The organism is Campylobacter lari (assembly GCF_900638335.1).
GTDB lineage: Bacteria > Campylobacterota > Campylobacteria > Campylobacterales > Campylobacteraceae > Campylobacter_D > Campylobacter_D lari_E.
Genome location: NZ_LR134508.1, coordinates 990,618 through 1,012,160, shown reverse-complemented (window position 1 = coordinate 1,012,160; position 21,543 = coordinate 990,618). Strand labels below are relative to the sequence as shown.

At 29.2% G+C, this 21,543-nt stretch carries 18 protein-coding genes; 14 read left to right on the top strand and 4 right to left on the bottom strand.

The window, feature by feature from the left end:
* Nucleotides 1–879, bottom strand: a complete 879-nt coding sequence (locus tag EL235_RS05220) for an aspartate carbamoyltransferase catalytic subunit (RefSeq protein ID WP_039626566.1) — start codon at nt 877–879, stop codon at nt 1–3.
* Nucleotides 880–888: 9 nt separating this feature from the next.
* On the bottom strand, nt 889–2,115 hold the full coding sequence (gene sstT, locus EL235_RS05215) for a serine/threonine transporter SstT (RefSeq protein ID WP_114640456.1): 1,227 nt from the start codon (nt 2,113–2,115) through the stop codon (nt 889–891).
* A gap of 130 nt (nt 2,116–2,245) precedes the next feature.
* Here sstT and metK point away from each other — a divergent pair, with 130 nt between their 5' ends.
* A complete protein-coding gene (metK, locus tag EL235_RS05210) occupies nt 2,246–3,439 on the top strand; it encodes a methionine adenosyltransferase (RefSeq protein ID WP_039626562.1) in 1,194 nt (397 codons plus the stop codon).
* Nucleotides 3,440–3,449: 10 nt separating this feature from the next.
* On the opposite strand, the gene EL235_RS05205 is transcribed toward metK, so the two are convergent.
* Nucleotides 3,450–4,766, bottom strand: a complete 1,317-nt coding sequence (locus EL235_RS05205; protein ID WP_126340950.1) for an apolipoprotein N-acyltransferase — start codon at nt 4,764–4,766, stop codon at nt 3,450–3,452.
* Between EL235_RS05205 and yajC the strand changes: the two genes are divergently transcribed.
* The 13 genes from yajC (at nt 4,736) to hpf (ending at nt 18,807) form a co-directional block, all read left to right on the top strand.
* Nucleotides 4,736–5,011 (top strand): preprotein translocase subunit YajC, encoded by a 276-nt coding sequence (yajC, locus tag EL235_RS05200; RefSeq protein WP_039618686.1) that lies wholly within the window; start codon nt 4,736–4,738, stop codon nt 5,009–5,011. The genes EL235_RS05205 and yajC overlap by 31 nt on opposite strands.
* Nucleotides 5,004–6,584, top strand: coding sequence for a protein translocase subunit SecD (gene secD / locus EL235_RS05195; protein ID WP_126340949.1), 1,581 nt, complete (start codon nt 5,004–5,006; stop codon nt 6,582–6,584). Before yajC ends, secD begins: the two co-directional genes overlap by 8 nt.
* The gene (secF, locus tag EL235_RS05190; protein ID WP_039626556.1) at nt 6,584–7,555 is read left to right on the top strand and encodes a protein translocase subunit SecF; all 972 of its coding nucleotides are present in this window, start codon (nt 6,584–6,586) and stop codon (nt 7,553–7,555) included. The genes secD and secF overlap by 1 nt, the downstream gene beginning before the upstream one ends.
* 2 nt (nt 7,556–7,557) lie before the next feature.
* On the top strand, nt 7,558–7,899 hold the full coding sequence (locus EL235_RS05185) for a DUF6394 family protein (protein WP_039626554.1): 342 nt from the start codon (nt 7,558–7,560) through the stop codon (nt 7,897–7,899).
* Nucleotides 7,900–7,907: 8 nt separating this feature from the next.
* Nucleotides 7,908–10,337, top strand: a complete 2,430-nt coding sequence (gene leuS / locus EL235_RS05180) for a leucine--tRNA ligase (RefSeq protein ID WP_126340948.1) — start codon at nt 7,908–7,910, stop codon at nt 10,335–10,337.
* Nucleotides 10,334–10,831 carry an LPS assembly lipoprotein LptE gene (gene lptE / locus EL235_RS05175; RefSeq protein WP_114640452.1) on the top strand — a complete coding sequence of 166 codons (498 nt, stop codon included), beginning with the start codon at nt 10,334–10,336 and terminating at the stop codon, nt 10,829–10,831. The genes leuS and lptE overlap by 4 nt, the downstream gene beginning before the upstream one ends.
* A gap of 1 nt (nt 10,832) precedes the next feature.
* Entirely contained in the window at nt 10,833–12,206 is a 1,374-nt protein-coding gene (locus EL235_RS05170; protein WP_039626548.1) for a hypothetical protein, read from the top strand.
* On the top strand, nt 12,203–13,372 hold the full coding sequence (locus EL235_RS05165; RefSeq protein WP_126340947.1) for a Mur ligase family protein: 1,170 nt from the start codon (nt 12,203–12,205) through the stop codon (nt 13,370–13,372). Before EL235_RS05170 ends, EL235_RS05165 begins: the two co-directional genes overlap by 4 nt.
* Nucleotides 13,359–14,270 (top strand): M23 family metallopeptidase, encoded by a 912-nt coding sequence (locus EL235_RS05160; protein WP_232017411.1) that lies wholly within the window; start codon nt 13,359–13,361, stop codon nt 14,268–14,270. The genes EL235_RS05165 and EL235_RS05160 overlap by 14 nt, the downstream gene beginning before the upstream one ends.
* Nucleotides 14,198–14,602, top strand: coding sequence for a bactofilin family protein (locus EL235_RS05155; RefSeq protein ID WP_039618668.1), 405 nt, complete (start codon nt 14,198–14,200; stop codon nt 14,600–14,602). Before EL235_RS05160 ends, EL235_RS05155 begins: the two co-directional genes overlap by 73 nt.
* Nucleotides 14,592–17,531: a transcription-repair coupling factor gene (mfd, locus tag EL235_RS05150; protein WP_126340946.1), complete on the top strand. Its 2,940-nt coding sequence runs from the start codon at nt 14,592–14,594 to the stop codon at nt 17,529–17,531. The genes EL235_RS05155 and mfd overlap by 11 nt, the downstream gene beginning before the upstream one ends.
* Entirely contained in the window at nt 17,528–18,208 is a 681-nt protein-coding gene (locus EL235_RS05145) for an endonuclease III domain-containing protein (RefSeq protein ID WP_126340945.1), read from the top strand. Before mfd ends, EL235_RS05145 begins: the two co-directional genes overlap by 4 nt.
* 80 nt (nt 18,209–18,288) lie before the next feature.
* The gene (hpf, locus tag EL235_RS05140) at nt 18,289–18,807 is read left to right on the top strand and encodes a ribosome hibernation-promoting factor, HPF/YfiA family (RefSeq protein WP_039626540.1); all 519 of its coding nucleotides are present in this window, start codon (nt 18,289–18,291) and stop codon (nt 18,805–18,807) included.
* A 30-nt stretch (nt 18,808–18,837) separates the two neighbouring features.
* Here the strand turns inward: hpf and EL235_RS05135 are convergent, their stop codons facing one another.
* Complete coding sequence (locus EL235_RS05135) at nt 18,838–21,381, bottom strand: translocation/assembly module TamB domain-containing protein (protein ID WP_126340944.1); 2,544 nt, start codon at nt 21,379–21,381, stop codon at nt 18,838–18,840.
* Nucleotides 21,382–21,543 lie beyond the last annotated feature (162 nt).

The following is a 21,543-nucleotide window of genomic DNA, read 5'->3' as shown; positions in this document are numbered from 1 at the left end:
TTAACTTTCTAAAATGAGTTTTTTTAATACAGCCATTCTAATGGCAACGCCATTTTTAACTTGAGTTAAAGCCTTACATCTTTTATCAGCCATTACTTCATCGCTAATATCGATATTTCTATGTACAGGACCAGGATGTAGGATAATGAGATTTTTATCTTTTATTAAATCTTTACTAATGCAAAAATCATTTGCATAATCTTTAAGCGATGCATAGGTTGGAATATTATGTCTTTCAGTTTGCGTTCTAAGACTCATGATAATATCAATATCATCAATAACTTCTTTTAGTTTATTTGTTTTTTTAATAGGATAATTTGGCATAAAATGAGGCGGGGCTACTAGGGTAATGTCTATACCAAAACGAGGTAATAATTCTAAATTTGAAGCAGCAACGCGTGAGTTTTTAATATCTCCTACTATTGCTATTTTTTTACCTTTAATATTATAATCAAAATGTTCCATTATAGTAAAAAGATCAAGTAAGGCTTGAGTAGGATGAGCATGTTTGCCATCGCCTCCATTAACTATAGGACAATGAGTATAATTTGCTAAAGTATGAGGCACACCTGAGTTTTTGTGTCTAACTATAATAGCACTTGGTGCCATTGCATCTAAATTTGCAGCAGTGTCAAAAAGTGTTTCGCCCTTACTCGAGCTACTTCTTGAAACATCTAATTTTAAAACTTTAGCACCTAGTCTTCTTGTGGCTGTTTCAAAGCTTGATTGGGTGCGTGTTGAATTTTCAAAGAAAATTGTTGTAACACTTTTTCCTTCTAAAAATGTACGTGGTTTTTCATCTAAAAATTCTTTTGCTTCTTTAAATAAAGCCAAGATTTCATCATTGCTAAAATCCTTTGTAGTAATTAAATGCCTCATAAACCCTCCTTAAATTTTTAAATTAAGCTCATTATCCGAACAAATAGCACTAAATAAAACATCTGTTGAGCTATTTAATGCAGTTTCAACACTATCTTGAATAACTCCTATGATAAAACCAACTGCAACTACTTGCATAGCTATGTCATAATCAATATTAAATAAAGAACAAGCAAGTGGTATAAGTAAAAGCGAACCACCAGCAACCCCGCTAGCCCCACAAGCTGCAAATGCGGCTAAAACACTCAAAAGCATGGCTTGTAAAAAATTTATTTCAATACCTACTGTATGAGCTGCTGCAAGACTTAGTATAGCTATGGTGACAGCTGCTCCTGCCATATTAATCGTAGCTCCTAGTGGAATGGAGATACTGTATAGGTTATTGTTGATATTTAATTTAGAGCAAAGCGCCATATTTACAGGGATATTTGCCGCAGAACTTCTTGTAAAAAATGCGAAAACAGCGCTATGTTTTAAACAAATAAAAATCAAAGGATAAGGATTTTTCTTTGTGTAAGCAAAGACAATTAAAGCATTAATCACAAAGGCTACAAAAAACATAGTTAAAACTAAAATTATTAATAATTTAATATAACTTAAAAGTCCTGCCGCCCCTGTTTGAGCAACTGAATTTGCTACAAGTCCAAAAATTCCAAAAGGAGCAAGTTTGACTATAAATTTAACGATTTTTAGTACACCTTCGTTGATGTCAGTAAAAAGTTGCTTTGCATCATTTGAGCAATGTCTTAGAGCAAACCCCCCGCCTATAGCCCAAGCTAATATGCTTAAATAATTTCCTGAAGATAAGGCATGAATAGGATTGTCTACTATTTGAAAAAGTAGTGTTTTAAATACTTCACCTATGTGCGCAGGGCTTGTAGTGGATGCTTTTTCAACATCACTTAATACTAATTCTACAGGAAAAATAAAACTTATGCTAACTGCGCTTAAAGAAGCTAAGAAAGTTCCAAATATATATAAGAAAATGATATGTTTTATTTTCTCACTTCCGTGGTTAAATTCTTTTGTGCAAATGGTTGTTAAGATTAAGATAAAAACCAAAATCGGCGCTATGGCTTTTAAAGCTCCTGTAAATAAAGCACCAAAAATATTTGCAAAAATAGCTAAATCTTTAGAAAATACACCTACTAAAATTCCTAAAACAATGCCTATGCAAATTTGCAAAATAAGATTTCCATTTTTATAGCGTTTGATTGCACAAGAGAATAAACCCATTTTTTACCTTTTTTTGTAGTGATAAATTTTTAATTTATTCTAACAAAGTAAAGCTTAAATAAGCTTTTTGATTTTTAAGCTAGTATGTGATAAGATATTGTAAAAAATTATCCAGTAAGGAATATATAGTATGTATTTATTTACCTCTGAAGTTGTTAGCGCAGGACATCCTGATAAATGCGCTGATATTATAGCTGATTCTATAGTAGATGCTTTTTTAACTCATGATAAAGACTCAAGGGTCGCTAGTGAGGTTTTTGTAGCAGGAAATAAAGTAGTAATTGGTGGTGAGATTAAATCAAAACATAAGCTAGAAAAACAAGATTATGAAAATATCGTAAAAAAAGCTTTAGCGGATATTGGTTATGATGGACATCCACATTTTAGTAAAAAGCAATGTTTACATCCTGATGATTTAGATGTGATGGTATTTTTAAATGAGCAAAGTCCTGATATTAATCAAGGTGTTGATCAAGAAGATGGAGAAATTGGAGCAGGTGATCAGGGGATAATGTTTGGTTTTGCAAGTAATGAAGCAAAAGAATATATGCCAGCAGCTATTTCTTATGCTAGAATACTTTGTGATAAAGTATATGAGTTTGCAAAAAACAATCCTGATAAACTTGGGGTGGATATTAAAACTCAGGTTACAATTGATTATGTAAATAAAGAAAATTTTGAAAATTGTAAACCTCAAAGCATTCATACTATTGTAGTTTCAGCTCCTTGTGTTGAAAGTATGAAAATAGAAGATTTAAGAGCTTTGGTGATGGAGTTGATTTTAGATTCGAATTTACCAAAAGAGCTTTTTTGTCCAGAAAAGACAAGAATTTTAATCAACCCAACTGGAAAATATGTAAACCATAGTTCTTTACATGATAGTGGTTTAACAGGAAGAAAGCTTATAGTAGATAGCTTTGGTGGCTATGCTCCAATAGGAGGAGGAGCACAATCTTCCAAAGATTATACTAAGGTTGATAGAAGTGGACTTTATGCTGCAAGATGGCTTGCTAAAAATATCGTAGCAGCAGGGCTTGCTAAAAAATGTATAGTGCAACTTTCTTATGCTATAGGTGTAGCTAAACCAACTTCTGTAAGTGTAGATTGTATGGGAACAAATACAAGATTAAATGATGATATTTTAAGTGATTTTGTGATGAAAACTTTCCCATTAACTCCAAATTGGATTAAAAATAAATTCAATCTTGATAAACCAAGTAAAGATACTTTCATGTATGCTGATGTAGCTGCTCGTGGTCAAGTGGGTCAGGCTGATTATCCTTGGGAAAAATTAGACGCACTTGATGAATTTAAAGCATTATAAAATGAAGCTTTTAAGCTTCATTTTGCTTTAAAAACCTATCCTTTATCTTTAAAATCAATATCTCTTTTGGCTTAATTACTGCATTTTCTTTTCCATTAACTGCATGATATATGCTTACATTATAGTTATTTGCATAAAAACGCATTAACAAATTTTGTAATTTATACTCACTTGAAAAATTAAACCAAGCATTATTTGAAATAGCTATGATGATCTTTGAGTTCTTGTAAAGTTTTTCTTTAGTTGCTTCAAAGCAGATAGCATTAGTGATGAGTTGATTATTTAGAGTGTATTGATTTAATTCTTTTCCTTTTGAAAATTCATCAATATTTAAAAAGTATTTTTTAAAAAAGTTTTTAAATATAGGAATTTCTTCTCCAAAAGGCACAAGATAATGTTTGTTAAAAACTTGTATGTTACCATTATCAAATACATAAGTGCTATTGTATAGATGATTAGGTGTGGTACTTATAGCACCTGTGATGATGGTGATTTGTTTTGATAAATCGTTTAAGGCTTGCAAATAACTTGGTGCTTTATTTAAAGCAAAGGCAAAAGCTGTTTCAGGAAAAACAATTACTTCTTTACCTTCTTTTATGGCCTGATTGATTTGGTAAAATATATCTTTAGAATGAGTTTGTAAATTTTCTTGTATGAATTTTTGATCTTGAGAGATATTAGTTTGGATTAATTTATAGTCTAAATTTAGTGTTTGTGGTTGTTTTTGATTGTATTGAGCTCCGATTAGAATAAGGATTAAAATAATTGCCATCTTATAATATCTTGAAATGTATTTTTCATAATAAAAATAAGCAATCAAAAACATAGCTATAATGCCTTGATAACTTGCATCAAAGATTCCATATACACTTAAAACACCCCAATTTAGCCAATCAAAACCAAAAGGATGAATAAAACTAAGTAAAAAAATTCCACAAAGCCTTAAAAAATCATATTTAAGAAAAAAACATACTAAAAATAAAAATCCATAAATTAATCCTATTAAGATAATTTCTAAAGGAATTAAATAAGCTAAATCAAAATAAATTGATGATAAAGCTATCCACCAAAACCATAAAATTCCTACAAAAAATCCGGTATAAAAATATCCTACTTTACTTTTATTTCTTAGTAATAAAACCAAACCATATATACTTAAAAATGGTGAAATAAATTCAAAAAGTAAATTTTCAAAAAAATAAATAAAATTTGACAATAAAAGTGCAGAAAAAAAGGCTTTTATTATTTTAAAAGTGGTAGAATTAGAATTTATGAACTTTAAAAAAAGGGGAAGAAATGGCAGAAAACGGAAATATTTGGACTTCATTGTTGCCTCTCATTGTGCTTTTTGCGATTTTTTATTTTTTGGTTATTAGACCACAACAAAAACAAGCAAAAGACCACAAATTAATGGTTTCATCTTTAGAAAAAGGAGATAAAATCATCACAAATGGTGGGATAATTTGCGAGGTGGTAAAACCAGAAGAGGATTTTATCAAAGTTAAGCTTAATGATGAAAATGTAGTTGTAAAAATTTCTAGAGATTTTATAGCAAAGAAAATTGATGCGTAGTGGAAAAATTACTTATAGAAGTATTATTTTCTTTGTAGTTTTTCTTATAGGATTAGTTTTTTCCATACCTTCTTTTATGCAAACCCAAAGTGGTGCTAAGATCAACCTAGGACTTGATTTGCAAGGTGGTTTGCATATGTTATTAGGTGTAGAAGTAGAAGAGGCGGTTAAATCAAAGGTTAAATCCATAGCCTCTTCTCTTAGTTATTCTATCAATAAAGAAGATATTATTGTTGATAAAATCAAAGTAAATGATACTAGTATTGAATTTAGTTTATTAGATGAAAATGATGTAGCTAAGGTTGATTTGTTATTAAAAGACATTAAAGGCTTGGTTATTACACACGAAAATTTACACTACACACTTTCTTTAACCCAAGAAGAAATCAAATTAACTCACGAACAAGCTATTTTGCAAGCTGTAGAAACCATTAGAAACAGACTTGATCAATTTGGGCTTGCAGAGCCAAATGTAGCAAGATCGGGTGAGGATAAAATTTTAGTCGAACTTCCAGGTATTAAAACTGCTGCTGATGAGGCTAGAGCTAGAGAGCTTATCGCAAAAGCTGCACATTTACAATTAATGGAAGTAGATGATGTTAGAATGGATCAGGTAAATAATCTTACTCCAGGTCAAGCTGCTGAATATGGAGATTTGATTTTTGAAGATGCAAAAAATCCTCAAATTAAATATCTAGTAAAATCTATACCTATTCTTGATGGTTCTATGTTAACAGATGCAAAAGTAGGTTTTGCACAAAGTAATAATCTTCCTGTGATTAATTTTACTTTAAATTCAGAAGGTGCGAAAAAATTTGGAGACTATACAGGAAATAATGTAGGTAAACGCTTAGCTATAGTTTTGGATAATAAAGTATATTCAGCTCCAAGAATTAATGAAAGAATAGGCGGGGGTAGTGGCCAAATTAGTGGTAGCTTTACTGTTGAAGAAGCTCATGATGTGGCTATTGCTTTAAGAAGTGGGGCGCTTTTAGCGCCGGTTAAAATGCTTGAAAAAAGAAGTGTTGGACCATCTTTGGGTGCTGATAGTATTAAAATGAGTATGATAGCCCTAGCGGGTGCTTCTGTATTAGTTATTGCATTTATGGTGATGTATTATGGTATAGCAGGAATTTTTGCTAATATTGCTTTAGTGGCAAATATTTTAGTGATTATTGCTGTAATGGCTATGTTTGGTGCAACCTTAACTTTACCTGGTATGGCAGGACTTGTGCTTACTGTAGGTATGGCAGTAGATTCTAATGTTATTATTAATGAAAGAATTAGAGAATTATTGCGAGAAGGTGCTAGTATAAGACAAAGTGTTGAAAATGGCTATAAACACGCAATGAGTGCGATTTTAGATTCTAATATTACTTCATTAATTACTTCAGTAGTACTTTATGCTTATGGAACAGGTGCGGTAAAAGGTTTTGCAGTGACTTTAAGCATAGGAATTTTAGTTTCGATGATTACTTCTATTGTTGGAACTCATGGTATGTTTGAAATGTTTATGAACCGTATGGAAAAAAGCAATAACACAAGATTATGGTTTGGATATAGGAGACCTTAATGCAATTTTTTAGTCAAAAACATGTTTATGATTTTATGAGAATGAGATTTGCAGCCATCTCTTTGTCTTTTATTTTATTTTTTGGTTCTATTTTTATCCTTTTTACTAAGGGTTTGAATTTTGGTATTGATTTTACCGGTGGAACTTTGGTGCAACTTCAATACGAGCAAAAAGCTCCTTTGGCTGAAATTCGTAAAGCTTTAGCTATCAATGAAAATTTAAAAGGTGCTAGCGTTACTGAATTTGGCAGTGCAAATGAAGTGATTATTCGTTTTTCAGGAAGTAGCGATAGTTTGGGAAATGACATTGGAGTAAGCATTACAAATTTATTAAAAGATACAGGTAAATTTGAAGTGCGCCGTGTGGATGTAGTAGGTCCAAAAGTAGGAGATGAACTGCGTAATAAAGGTCTTATGGCAGTTGGAATTTCTTTGATTGCTATTTTGATTTATTTGGCAGTAAGATTTGAATGGCGTTTTGCTATGGCTTCTATTGTGTGTGAAATTCATGATATAGTCATTACTTTAGGTGCTATTGCGTTATTTGAAATAGATGTAAATTTAGATATTTTGGCGGCTGTTTTAACCGTGCTTGGATATTCTTTAAATGATACGATTATTATTTTTGATAGGATTAGAGAAGGTGTTAAAACAAGCAAAAAATCAAAACTTGATCTAATTATTAATGAATCAGTTTCTGCAACTTTATCAAGAACTACTTTAACAACAGGCTTAACATTAATTACCGTTGTAGTGCTTTATTTCTTTGGTGGGTCTATGATAGAAGGTTTTGCTTTAACGATGATAGTGGGTATTATAGCAGGTACTGCAAGTTCTATATTTGTAGCAAGTCCAGCGCTTTTATGGTTTAAATTTAGTGTTACGCAATACCGCCAAAAAGAATTAGAAAAAGTAAAGAAAAAACAAGACAAAGAAAAATTAAGATCGATGTATGAAAAAGGAACGGTGTAAAAATGAATTGGGGTAAGGTTGTTTATATCTTTTTTGCTCTAATGAGCTTAACTACAACTGCGGGATTTTTATATGATCAAAATGAAGTTGCGTTATTTATCGCAGCTTGTGTGAATTTAATTTCTACTTTATTGAAAATCGGAGTTAGAAATTTTTTAGCAGCTGAATTGTTTGCTAGCTCTTTGGTGGCTGATTTGCATTTAATCCCTGCCTTTGCTTTGATACAAATTAATCCAGAAGCTAATGTTATGGTTTATACTTTAGCAATTGGTGCTTTGATAGCTAATATCTTTTCGATGATTTTAGTTATAGTAGATTCAGTAAAAAATCAAGAAGAAAATTAGGAGTTAAAATGGCATATGAAGCAGGTAAAATAGAAAAAAAATGGCAAAAAATTTGGCAAGAAAAAGAATATTTTGAACCAAAAGATGATTTTTCTTTGCCAAAAAAATACATTTTATCTATGTTTCCATACCCAAGTGGTAGAATTCATATGGGGCATGTGAGAAACTATAGCATAGGTGATGCTATGGCTAGGTATTATAGAAAAAAAGGTTTTAACGTCTTGCATCCTATAGGTTTTGATAGTTTTGGTATGCCTGCTGAAAATGCTGCGATTAAACATGGTATCCATCCCAAAAAATGGACTTATGAAAATATTGATTATATGCAAAATGAGCTTGCTTCTTTAGGCTTTTCTTTTTCCAAAAAAAGAATGCTTGCTACTTCTGATCCTCTATATACTAAATTTGAGCAAGAGTTTTTCATCAAAATGTATGAGAAAGGTTTGATTTATACCAAAGAAGCTGAAGTTAATTGGTGTGAGAATGATAAAACAGTTTTAGCTAATGAGCAAGTTGAAGATGGTAAATGTTGGCGTTGCGGACATGAAGTCATTAGAAAAAAAATGCCAGGATATTATGTAAAAATTACCGCTTATGCAGATGAATTATTGCAAGATCTTAAAAAATTAGAAGGAAAATGGCCAAGTCAAGTTTTAACTATGCAAGAAAATTGGATAGGTAAAAGCACAGGGCTTAGTTTTGATTTTGATATAGAAGAAAATGATAAGCTTAGCGCAAAAAAAATCAATGTTTTTACCACAAGAGCTGAGACTATTTATGGAGTATCTTACATCGCTTTAGCACCTGATCATGAAATAGTAAATGAATTAATTGATAAAAAATTACTAGATCAAGATGTTATAGCTAAAATTCAAAATATACAAAACCAAACACCTCGCCAAAGACAAGCTGCGCCAAAAGAAGGATATTTTTTAAATCTTTATGTAATCCATCCGCTAAGTAAAGAAAAAATTCCTTTATGGGTAGCTAATTTTGTTTTAAGTGATTATGGTAGTGGCGCTGTTATGAGTGTGCCTGCTCACGATGAAAGAGATTATGAGTTTGCAAAAACTTATAATTTGGCTATAAAAAAAGTAATTTATAAAGATGAAAATGATGCGCAGTGCTATACTTTAAAAGAAGGTGTTTTAACTAATAGTGGGGAATTTGATCAAATAGAATGCAATGAAGCTAGAGAAAAAATTAGTTTAAAAATTGAATCATTAGGTATTGGTAAAAGGGTTACTAATTTTAAAATTCGTGATTGGGGTGTTTCTAGACAAAGATATTGGGGAGCTCCTATACCAATGATTAAGTGTAATTCTTGTGGTATAGTTCCTCAAAAAATAGAAAATTTACCTATTACCTTGCCCGAAGATGTGGTGATAAATGGAGAAGGAAACCCACTTGATAAGCATGAAGTATGGAAAGAATGCATTTGTCCAAAATGTGGTAAAAAAGCACAAAAAGAAAGTGATACTTTAGATACTTTCTTTGAAAGTTCTTGGTATTTTGCGCGTTTTGCAAGCGATGATAAAACATGGCAAGAAAAAGCAGTAGATGAAAAAAGTGTCAATTATTGGATGAATGTTGATGAATATATTGGTGGGATTGAACATGCGATATTGCATTTACTCTATGCTAGATTTTTCCAGAAAGCACTTAGGGATTTAGGCTATTTAAAAGATGATGAGCCTTTTAATAGACTTTTAACCCAAGGAATGGTCACTAAAGATGGTGCTAAGATGAGTAAGTCTAAGGGTAATGTAGTTGATCCTGATTATATTATAGAAAAATATGGAGCAGATAGTGCAAGATTGTTTATATTGTTCGCTGCACCACCTGCTAAAGAACTTGAATGGAATGACAGTGCATTAGAAGGTGCGTTTAAATTTATCAATAGGCTTTATGAAAAAGCTATGAGTTTAGAATGTGGAAAATTGCAAGAGATTGATCATCAGGGTTTAAATAAAGAAGAAAAATATGCTAGATTAAAAGTATATGAGGCTTTGAAAAAATCTTTTGAGGTTTATGAAGAAAGTTTTGCCTTTAATACCTTAATAGCTGCATGTATGGAAGCTTTGAATGCCTTAAATGCTATAAGTCATAAAGAAGTTTCAAAAGAAGCTTTTTATATTATTTTAAATATTTTAGAGCCTATTATCCCTCATGTTTGTTTTGAACTTAGTGAGTATTTATTTAAATGTGAAAATTTTAAAGTATTAAAAACAAAAGAAGAAGTTTTTGTAAAAGACAGTTTTAATATAGCTATTAGTGTTAATGGTAAAAAAAGAGCACAGATTGAAATAAATTCAGAAGCTAAAGAAGATGAGATTTTAGTTTTAGCTAAAGAAAATGTTGCAAAATGGCTAGAGGGTAAAACTATAGTAAAAGAAATTTATATTGATAAAAAATTGGTAAATTTGGTGATTAAATGAAAAAATATCTAGTGCTGTTTTTTGCTTTTTTTATCATGGCTTGTGGGTATATTCCATCTTCGCAGATGGCAAGTAGGGTTTTAGGTGAAAATGTATTTTTAAAAATTAACATTAGTAAGCAAGATCCTGAGAATAGTGTTTATATAACAGATATTTTAAGAGAAGCTATGCTTAATAAACTTGGTAGAAAAATCACAGATGAATATAATGCAGATAGCTCTATTATAGTTACAATGAAAAAATTAGAATTTCGTCCTATGGTTTATGATAAAAATGGTTACGTAGTTAACTATAAAGCAGAGCTTTATTTGGAGTTTATATTGCGTTATAAAAACGGCAAGGAAGAAATTGTAAATACTAAAGGAAGTTATAATTTTGATATTAATCCAAACTCTATCATTAGTGATCAAGCAAGATTTGAAGCGATTAAAAACGCATCAAGTGAGGCTTTTGACGAATTTGTATCTATTATAGCCATTAGAGGTTATAAATAAAATGGCAAGTCATATCAATGAAATTGCAAAAGAAACATTGATAAAATTAAAAGAACGCAAATTATATCCAACACCTGAAAATTATAGTGAGGTATTTGAAGAATGTGCTAAAAAAGCAGGGGTTATGAGCTCTAATAAAGCTAGAATAGAAAAATATACCAATCTTTTGGATGATTCTTATAAACAAGAACTAAAAGGAAAGAGTATTCGAACTATTGATGAGTTTTTGATGTTTTTGGTTTCTAGACTCAATAGACAGGTAAGTAGAAAATATGAAGATGTTTATGCTTTGCTTGGTCTGATCATTCAACAACTTAGCATTAGTAAGGATAAAAAAATCAAAGAACTTGCTCAAATTACTCAACACAGATTATCTCAAGCTATGGATTTAGAAACTATATATCTTTTAAGAGCTAAATGGAAAGAACTTGAAAAATCTTATGAAGACCAAGAATTTTTAAAAAAATTAGAAGAATTTAACATCCGAGCATTTTTGGATTTTCATGCTTTAGTAGAAAAGCTTATCATTATGCTAAAAGAACGCTCTTATGAAAAACAAGCTGAACTTTTATTAGCTTCTTTAGAGCCTTTATTTGGTGAGAGTAAAGAAGTAGAACAATTTAAGCAAAATTTAAAAGAAAATCCTAAATTAATTTCTAGAAAAGAATTTGCACATGAATATTGTTTGATGCTACAAAAAAAGGAAGCAATAGATAAATACTATATACAAAAAAATCTTTCTTTTTTTAATCAGCATTTGGAAAGTCTAAATGAAATGGTGTCAAAGCTTTATGATAATAGTCAAGAAGATGTGAAATTTATTAATGCTTTGGCTAAAGATGAAAATGGCAATGTGCAGATTAATTTTGATACATTAAAAGATAAACTTTTATATGCAAATGAGCAAATAGCCCAAATTAAAACACAAATTCAAGCTACAAGCGATGATGAGCAAAGAGAACAATGGAATCTCGCTCAAGAGCTTAAAAAACTTGACGAAAACTATAAGCTTTATGCGGTTAATTATGCTTTATCTTTCTTTAAAATCAACAATATAGAATATATTATTAATGCTTATGGTATCGATAGTTTTAAAACCATCAGTGGAAAATTTAAAAAAATTCTTAAAGATTTATGTAGTAATTTAGCTGAAATTTGGATTTTGGATGAAAATTCTTATTTGATTATATTTCCAGGTAAAAATTTAGAAAATGCTCAAATTTTTACAGAAAAAGCCTTGAAGCTTATAGATGATTATAAATTTATTTATAAAGAAGAAGTGGTTAAGCTTGTTTTATCATCTTCTTGTATAGAAAAAAAAGAATTTCCAGAAGGTGATATATTAAAAGAATTAATCCAAAAAAGTTTAGTATGAAATTTCAACAAACACTTTCACAAAAAACCATGTATGTGCAAAAAATTAGTAGATTTTTTATGTTTGGTATGTATGAAAAATATAAAAAAATCATCCCAAAAACTAAAAATATTCAAATTATTGGTACTAATGGTAAAGGAAGTACAGGTAGGTTTTTAGCGCTTTTGCTTTTAGGGCAAGGATATAAAGTAGGGCATTATACTAGTCCGCATATTTTCGATTTTAATGAAAGATTTTGGTTAAATGGTAAAATTGCAAACAATGAGCTTTTAGAAAAAGCACATGAAGAATTAGAAAGTATTTTTTTAGAAGATGTGAAAAAACTCAGCTATTTTGAGTATGCTACTTTTTTAGCTTTTTTTGTTTTTAAAGATTGTGATTATGTGGTTTTAGAAGCTGGAGTAGGTGGAGAGTATGATGCTACAAGTGTTTTTGAAATAAATTTTAGTGTTTTTACTAAAATAGGTTTTGATCATCAAGATTTATTGGGTAAAAATTTAGAAGAAATAGCAAGAACAAAATTAAAAGCCATGAGTGCTAAAGCTTTGATTAATCATAAGCAAGAAACAAAAGTATTAAATTTGGCTCAAAAAATAGCAAATTTAAAACAAGCTAGTCTAAATATTAGCTCGTTAGATAAAAATACAATTGTTTATCCTTATGTACAAGAATATATTCAAAAATATAATTTAGCGAGTTTTTTAAAAGATAATCTTTTTTTAGCTTTAGAAGCTTTTTCTAAAATTTGTGCCAAAAATAAAAAAGAATTGATTCAATGCATTAGTAATTTGCCAAAACTTGACTTAAAAGGAAGATGTGAGCAAGTAAGTCAAAATGTTTTTGTTGATGTAGGGCATAATGAAATGGCAGCTTTAGCTTTGGTTGAAATTTTCAAGGAAAAAAAAGTTCATTTAGTCTATAATTGTTTTTTAGATAAAGATTCTTATAAAATTTTAAGGGCTTTAAAGCCTATGATAAAAATAGTTGAAATTTATGAGTATGAAAGTAAAGATAGACCTTTGGCAGGTTCTGTTTTACTAGAAAATTTAGAAAAATTAGATATTGCTTATCAAAGATTTGAACAAATAAAAAAAGATGAGTTGTATTTGGTTTTTGGTTCTTTTGTATTAGTAGAAAATTTTTTAAGAGGCTATAATGAAAGATAAATTTACGCTAACTATCACAGATGTAAATGGCTCTAGACATTTTTTATTAAGTCAGATTATAAAAAAAGTAATAATTTATTTTACTTCTTTTGTTTTTGTTGTTATAGTTTTGGGTGCTTTATATATTAATTATTTAGCAGACAAGCGTTCAGAGCTTTTAAAAGAACAAGAAGCATTATCTTCAAAAAATACTAAATTATTTTCTCAAAATGAAAGCATGCAAAAAAGTTTAGAGGAAAAAACAGCCTTATATGATGAACTTCAAACCCAACTTGCAGACATTGAAGAAAATTTAGGCTTAAAGCAGGATGAGAGCTTAGATATACCAGAAAGATTGGAAAAAGTTAAACTTACCAATGATCAAGCTTATTTATTTTTAACACAAATTCCAAATGGACATGTGATAGAAGATAATGGCGTCACAGGTAATTTTGGATGGCGTCATCATCCTATATTAAATAAAAAAGAATTTCATCCAGGTATTGATTTAAGAGCGGCTTTAAATACCCCAATTTACGCACCTGCAAATGGAGTGGTTGAATATGCTGCATATAGTAACAATGGTTATGGCTATTCGGTAATTTTAATCCATAATTTTGGTTTTAAAACAGTATATGCACACATGATGCGTAAAGATGTTGTCAAAGCAGGGCAATTTGTAAAAAAAGGCGATTTGCTAGGATATACAGGAAATACAGGGCTTTCTACGGGGCCACATTTACATTACGAGGTTAGATTTATTAATAAACTTTTAGAACCGAAGATTTTTATAGATTTAAACCGAAAAAATTATGAACAAATTTTTGAAAAAGAAAGGAGAGTTCCATGGCAATCTTTAATAAAGGCTCTATTGCTACAGTATCCGAAACTACAGTCATTTCAAACGGAGCAAAAATAGAAGGAAAATTTTATTTTGATTCTATGCTTCATTTAGATGGAGAAATTACAGGGGTAATTAATTCTTCTAATGTGATAGTAATAGGTAAAAGCGGTGTTTTAAAAGGACAAGTTAAGGCAAGCAAGATAGTGATTAATGGGGTTTTTGAAGGCGAAATGCAGGTTGATTCTTTAGAAATTTTATCTGGTGGTGTGCTTAATGGTAACATCATAGTTAAACAATTGAGCATTGAAAATGGTGGAAAATTTAATGGAAGTAGTAAAATCATTGAAAAAGATGAAGAACTTGCAACTATAGATGTGAGTATAGAAAATTCAGAAAATGCAAGCTAAATTATATGAATATTTATTAAGCAACAAAACTGAGTTAATAGTTTGTGAGAATGATAAAGAAGCAGATGAATTAGCTCAAGTTTGTCTATTTTTAAATTTTAAAACCTTTGTTTTGCCTGATTTTAGAGCAGAATTTGGTAGTGATTTGCGCTCTTTTTCTAAAGAGCTTTTTGAAATTTGTAAAGTATTAAATGCTTATCATAAAGAAGATGAAAATAAAATTTTAATTTCTCCTATAAAAACAATCTTGCAAAAACTCCCTGGAAAAAAGCATCTAAAAAACATTATTCTTAAAAGAAATTTGTTTCTTGTTTTAGAGAAATTTAAAGAAGAAATTTTACATAGTGGGTATGAGTTTGTAGATATAGTTCAAGATAAGGGTGAAGTTTCAATACGTGGGGATATTATAGATATTTTTGCGATTAATGAAGAACAACCTTTTAGAATTTTGCTTTTTTCAGATGAGATAGAAAGTATAAGATATTTTGATATTCATACACAAAAATCAATTCCAAATGAACTTTCAAAAATTGATATTTGTCCTTTTTTGAGTGCTTTTAATCAAGAGCAATATGAAAATTTACAAGAAAAAATTCAAAATTTTCAAAGTCAAAGCATTATAAATGATGTTAATTCTTTAGGTTTTTGGTGTGTTGATGATTTTTGTGATTATTTAGATTTAAAATTTGTAAGTATAAAAAAATTTGATGTAAATGATTTTGAAGAAGATATTAGTAAAATCAATCAAAATATTTTACCTGAACCAAGATTTTATAAAGATTTAATAAGCTCTTATAATCACGATTTTTTCACTTTTCATAAAGATAAAAAAATTACTATTTTAGCAAAGAATGAAGCTTTGTTTAAAGCTTTAAATTTACAAGAATTTTCAAATATTAAATTAAAAATATCTCAAGAAAGAATTAATTTAAGCACTCAAGATGAGCTTATCATCTCTTTAAATAAAAAAGAAAAAAGCAAAAGAGTTAGAAAAGCAAGTTTAGTAATAGATGAGCTTAGGGTTGGAGATTTTGTTGTACATGAAGATTATGGTGTAGCTAAATTTTTAGGTCTTGAGATAATTGCAATAGCAGGAGCAAAGAAAGAATTTGTCGCTCTTGGGTATTTAAATAACGATAAGCTTTTATTGCCTGTTGAAAATTTATATATGATTGATAAATATATTGGAGTAAGTGGTGGTATACCTTTGCTTGATAAGCTCGGAAAAGGAAGTTTTCTAAAAATCAAGGAAAGATTAAAAGAAAAATTATTTGCCATTGCCTCAAATATAGTTTCTTTAGCAGCTGCTAGAGCTTTGATAAAGGCAAAGGAATTAAAAATTTCTCAAGAATTACAAGATGAATTTATCAATAAGGCAGGATTTTTTTACACTAAAGATCAAAGTCAAGTTTGCCAAGAAATCACTCAAGATTTAAAAAGTATGCAGGTGATGGATAGGCTTTTAAGTGGCGATGTAGGTTTTGGTAAAACAGAAGTTGCTATGAATGCTATATTTACTTGTGTAAAAAGTGGCTATACGGCTTTATTTTTTGTGCCAACTACTTTGCTTTCAGCTCAGCATTTTAAAACCCTAAAACGAAGATTTAATTTTTTTAATATAGAGGTTTTTAAGCTAGATCGTTTTACTAGCGCCAAAGAAAAAAAACAAGTTTTAGCATTTTTAAAAGAAAATAAACCTTGTGTAGTGGTTGGTACGCATTCTCTTTTGGGAGTTGAGTGTGAAAATTTAGGTTTAGTTGTAATAGATGAGGAGCATAAATTTGGTGTAAAACAAAAAGAAAAACTCAAAGAATTAAGTAAAAACTCACACATTCTTTCTATGTCAGCTACGCCTATACCAAGAAGCTTAAATCAAGCTCTTAGTTCTTTAAAATCATATAGTGTTTTACAAACTCCACCTGAGGATCGTTTGGATGTGCGTACCTTTGTTAGGGAAAGCAATGATGCTTTGATTAAAGAAGCTATTTCAAGAGAACTAAGAAGAGCAGGACAGATTTTTTATATTCACAATCATATAGCAAGTATTGATGGGTGTAAAAAATATCTTTTAGATTTATTTCCAAATTTAAAAATTTTGATCTTGCATTCTAAAATCGATGCAAAAACTACTGAAGAAGAAATGATTAAATTTGAAAATAAAGAATATGATTTGTTGCTTTGTACTTCTATAGTTGAAAGTGGTATTGATTTGGCAAATGCAAATACTATTATAGTAGAAAATTCAGATCGTTTTGGTATGGCTGATTTGCACCAACTTAGAGGAAGAGTAGGGCGTAGCTCTAAGCAAGGGTATTGTTATTTTCTTATTGAGGATAAGGAAAAAATCACAAAAGATTCTTTGAAAAGGCTTACGAGTTTAGAGAGTAATTCTTATTTAGGCTCAGGAAGCGTGCTTGCTTATCATGATTTAGAAATTCGTGGTGGTGGAAATTTATTAGGCGTGGATCAAAGTGGGCATATAGAGCAAATTGGTTATAGCTTGTATCTTAAAATGTTAGAAGATGAGATTAATAAGCTAAGTAAAAAAGAAGAAATTAAAGAGAAAAAAATAGATCTAAAGCTTAATATTAATGCTTTTTTAAATAGTGAGTATATTAGTGAAGATCGTTTGAGATTAGAACTTTATAGAAGACTTAGTAAATGTATGAGTGTTAATGAAGTCTATGAGATAGAAAGTGAGATGAATGATCGTTTTGGCAAGCCTGATATTTTTACTAAGCAGTTTTTGGATTTAATCATCATAAAAATTTTAGCTAGCGATCATTATAAACTAGTGAGCAATTATGAACAAAATATTTGTTTTGTAAAAGATGATGAGAGCAAGGAAGTCATTAAAGCAAAAAGCAAAGACGATGATGATGTGATTGAGGCTATTTTGACGTATTTAAGAAAGAGTGAAAAAGTATGAGTGGATATGAAATTTTTAAAGCTTTAGTTAATGCAAATATTGACTATAACGATTTTGAGTGGCTAGAAAATAAAACTTTAAGTGAGTTTGAAATTTTAATTTCTGTAGTTTTAACTCAAAATACAAACTGGAAAAACGTATTAAAAGCTTTGACAAATTTAAAACAAGCAAATATTACCAAGATGGAAGATTTATTAACTTTAAGCACTCAAGATTTAGCGTTTTTAATAAAACCAAGTGGATTTTATAATACCAAGGCAAAATATATTAAAAATTTCACTCAAAAATATTTCCAATATTTTAATTCTTTTGAACTTTTTAAAGAAGAAGTAGATAGAGAATGGCTTTTGAGTATTAAGGGTTTTGGTCAAGAAAGCGCAGATGGAATTTTAAATTATATTTGCAAAAAAGAAGTTTTAGTAGCTGATGCTTATAGTGCAAAAATAGCTAATTATTTAGGCTATGAGTGTCAAAGTTATGATGATTTAGCAGATTTTTTAAAAAAAGACATAGTTAAAAACCAACAAGAATTGTGTATTTTACTAAAAAAAGAATGTAAATTATACGAGCTTTATCAAATTTTTCATGCTTTAATTGTTTCTTTTTGTAAAATGCATTTTCAAGGTAAAAAACTTTCAGCAGATGGTGTGCTTATTTTAGATCCCTTAAAATTTTAAATTTATTTTTTGTTTAAAAAATTAATTTTTTTTACGATTAAAGTGTTATAATGTATTTAACTTCATAAAAAGGAGAAGTAATGAATACAAGTATAGTTGGAAAACAATTTGAGCTAACTGAGTCTATAAAAGAGTATGTGGAAAAAAGCTTTGATGCTTTAAGTAAATATGGCTTAGATGTGATTTCTGCGCGTTGTGTTATAAGTGCTGATGAAAGGCATGGAAAGAAAGGATTTTGGGCTGAATTTAGCATTAACCTAGCTGGTATTAATACAGTGGTTGTAAAACAAAAAGATAAAGACTTATATGCTGCTATAGATTTGGCTATTGATAGAATTTCTAAGGTTTTAAGAAGATTGCATGATAAAAATATTACCCATAAACATCAAGATGAGATAAAAGAAAATTTAGTATTACCAAGCGTGATCGAGGAAGATGAGATAGTTCCAATGGAACTTGAACTATATAAACCTTTAGAAATTGAAGAAGCATTAGAAAAGCTAAAAGCAAGTAAAGATGTATTTTTAGTTTTTAATGACATAGATGCAAAAATGAGAGTGTTGTATAAGAAAAAAGATGGTAAATTTGGTTTATTTTAAAAAATCTAGCCTTTTTTAAGGCTAGATGTATTAGAAGAGTTTGTTAAAGATTTTATCTATTGCTTGATCTACTTTTTTACCCGTATTTTTAGCGCCATCACTAGCATTTCCACCTATGGTATTAACAATAGAATTTACAACACTTTTAGTATCAAGACTTACTTTAGGATCTTGTGTTGTTCCTTTTATAATTCCTTTGAAATTTGCTCTATCAATGACGATATTAAAAGGAATGTTTAGTTTGGTACTTTTTGTATCAACTTTACCTTTACTGATGTTTATATTGCTCCTATCAGCCACTAGGTTTAAATTTAAATCTATAAGATTTTTGTTGATATTTATTTTAGCTTCACCGTTGCGATATACATCTTGAGTGATATCTTTTTGTAAAAGCAGCATTAAAGCACTTGTAATGAGATTTTTCTTAAGCTGTCCATCGGCTAAGTTCATTAGCACCGCGCCACTTTCTTTTAAAAGATTATAATCGATACTTAAATTTGATTTTGCTTGATAATAATCAGGCAAATCTAAGCTTTGAGCTAAATTTGAAAGATCGGTATTTAGCATTTTAGCGTTAAAAATATTATTTTTTAAAGTGGCATCTAATGAGCCATTAAATATATTTTTGCTATTAATGCTTGCATCTATTAAAGCGTTTTTAAAATCAAATTTTCCTTCAAAATCAGCCTTGCCTTTTAGGTTTCTATCGACTAAAAATCCTAGCTTAGAAAAATCTTGCAATGAAATATTATAAGTGCTTGCTAGAGCCATTTGATTAAGATCAAATTTGCCTTTTAATGAATTAATATTTGCAAATGAACTTAGAGCTTTAGCATTAAAATCAATGATTGATCTAGAAATTTTTCCATCAAGATTGATTTTTGCTGAAGTATTCTTTGGAAATTTTTTCTCTAAAAGCTTAGATAATTCTATTTCATTAAAAGAAGAATTAATGATTGCTTTAAAATCACCATTAATATTGTTAAAATCAAGTGTTTTTAAATCAATGTCAGCATTTATATCTCCATAAGCTAAAACTTTTTGTCCTATTAAAGGAAAAAGTTGTTCTAATTTTATATTATCAACCTTTGCTTGTAAACTTTTTCCATTAGATTTTGCATTGATAAGCCCTTGCATGATTTTAATATTTGCATCAAGATTTTGAATTTGATTTGCCTTGAGATCAACTTTGGCATCTAAATTTAAAGGCCCATTGAGATCTTGTTTGGTTAAAGGCTTTAATTTGTTAAGATTATCTACAAAAGCACTAATTTGTGCATTTAAATCTTTGTTTGTAAGATTATAAGAGCCTTTTAGTTGAGGTATTTTTGCTATGTTTGAATCAAGTAAAGCTTCATAATCAATCAAAGAATTTTTCGCATTTGCTTTAGCTCGTAGATTAAAAGTTGTTTTTGGAAAATCGAGATTACTTAGTTTTTTAAATTCTATAACATTTATATTTGCATTATTTAATCTAGTATTTAGATTGAAATTTTTAAAATCAAGCCCTTGTGCTTTTAAATCTAAAATTAATTTAGAATTAATAAAAGCAGGCATAGAGATAGTCTTTAAAAGCTCTGCTACTTCTATATTAGTTGTATTGATATTAAGATTATTATTTTCTAAAACAGCTTTTAAGCTACCACCAAATCCAAGTAAGTTAGCATCTAATTTTTGCAATTGATTGCTTGCAAAAAGTAAATTACCTTGAATTTGACTTTTACCTTGGAGTTTCATTTTGGCTAGAGATGAAAATTGATTAAAATCATCTATTTTGATATCAAAATCGCTAGTTAAGCTTTGTTTTGCTATATCATAAATACTTTTTTGTGTATAAAGTTTGAAGAAGTTGCTTAAAATTTCACTTTTAGAAATAACTTCATTGTTTTGGATTAAAGATCTTATCTCACCTTTTATATAACTTTGTTTTGGCAAGCTTAGATTAAAATCTTTTTCAATGAGAGTATTATTGATAGAACTTGTGTAAAAATTAATCAAAGCATTACCATTTGGTTTTAAATCTTTAGCTTGTATATCGCTTATAATACTAATTTTTCCTTGAGCATATCTTGGTAGATTAGCAAAATCTAAAATTTGAGCTAAATCTATATTTTTTCCAATAAATTCAAGATTTATAGGGGAAAAATCAACGATTTTTGCATCTAAACTAAGATTAGAATCAAACAAAAATCCATTTCCTTTTACTGAAAAATCACTACTTTTACCTACAACATTACCCTTGAATGTAAAATCTTTATCGCTTTTTAAGCCAAGATTTTGAATATAATTTTGTTTAAGTCCTAAAAGATAATTTAAATCAAATCCTAGTCTTAAAGGTGATATACCACCTTCTATATTAGCAAAAAATTTATCATCAATATTTGCTTTAATGTCAAGTTGTGAAAAACTAATTTTAAAATTTTCAAATTTAACATTCATACCGCTTTTTTGAGCAATAATCGTTTCGATTCTTGGCTTTAAAAAAGCATTGCCTATACTTGTAAATAATAATGTATATATGGCTATCAATGCTACGCATACTACACCTAAAAGAACGTAAAGAATTTTTTTCATAAGAAACCTTTATAATAATATATCATATAAATTTAGTGTAATAGACTAAACTTATATGATATATTTTACTTAGTTTATTGACAATTAACTTTCTTTAATGTATAATTCTATCACTCAAAAACAAAGAGTGCTAAAAATGGCACATTTTAGAAAGGATAAAAA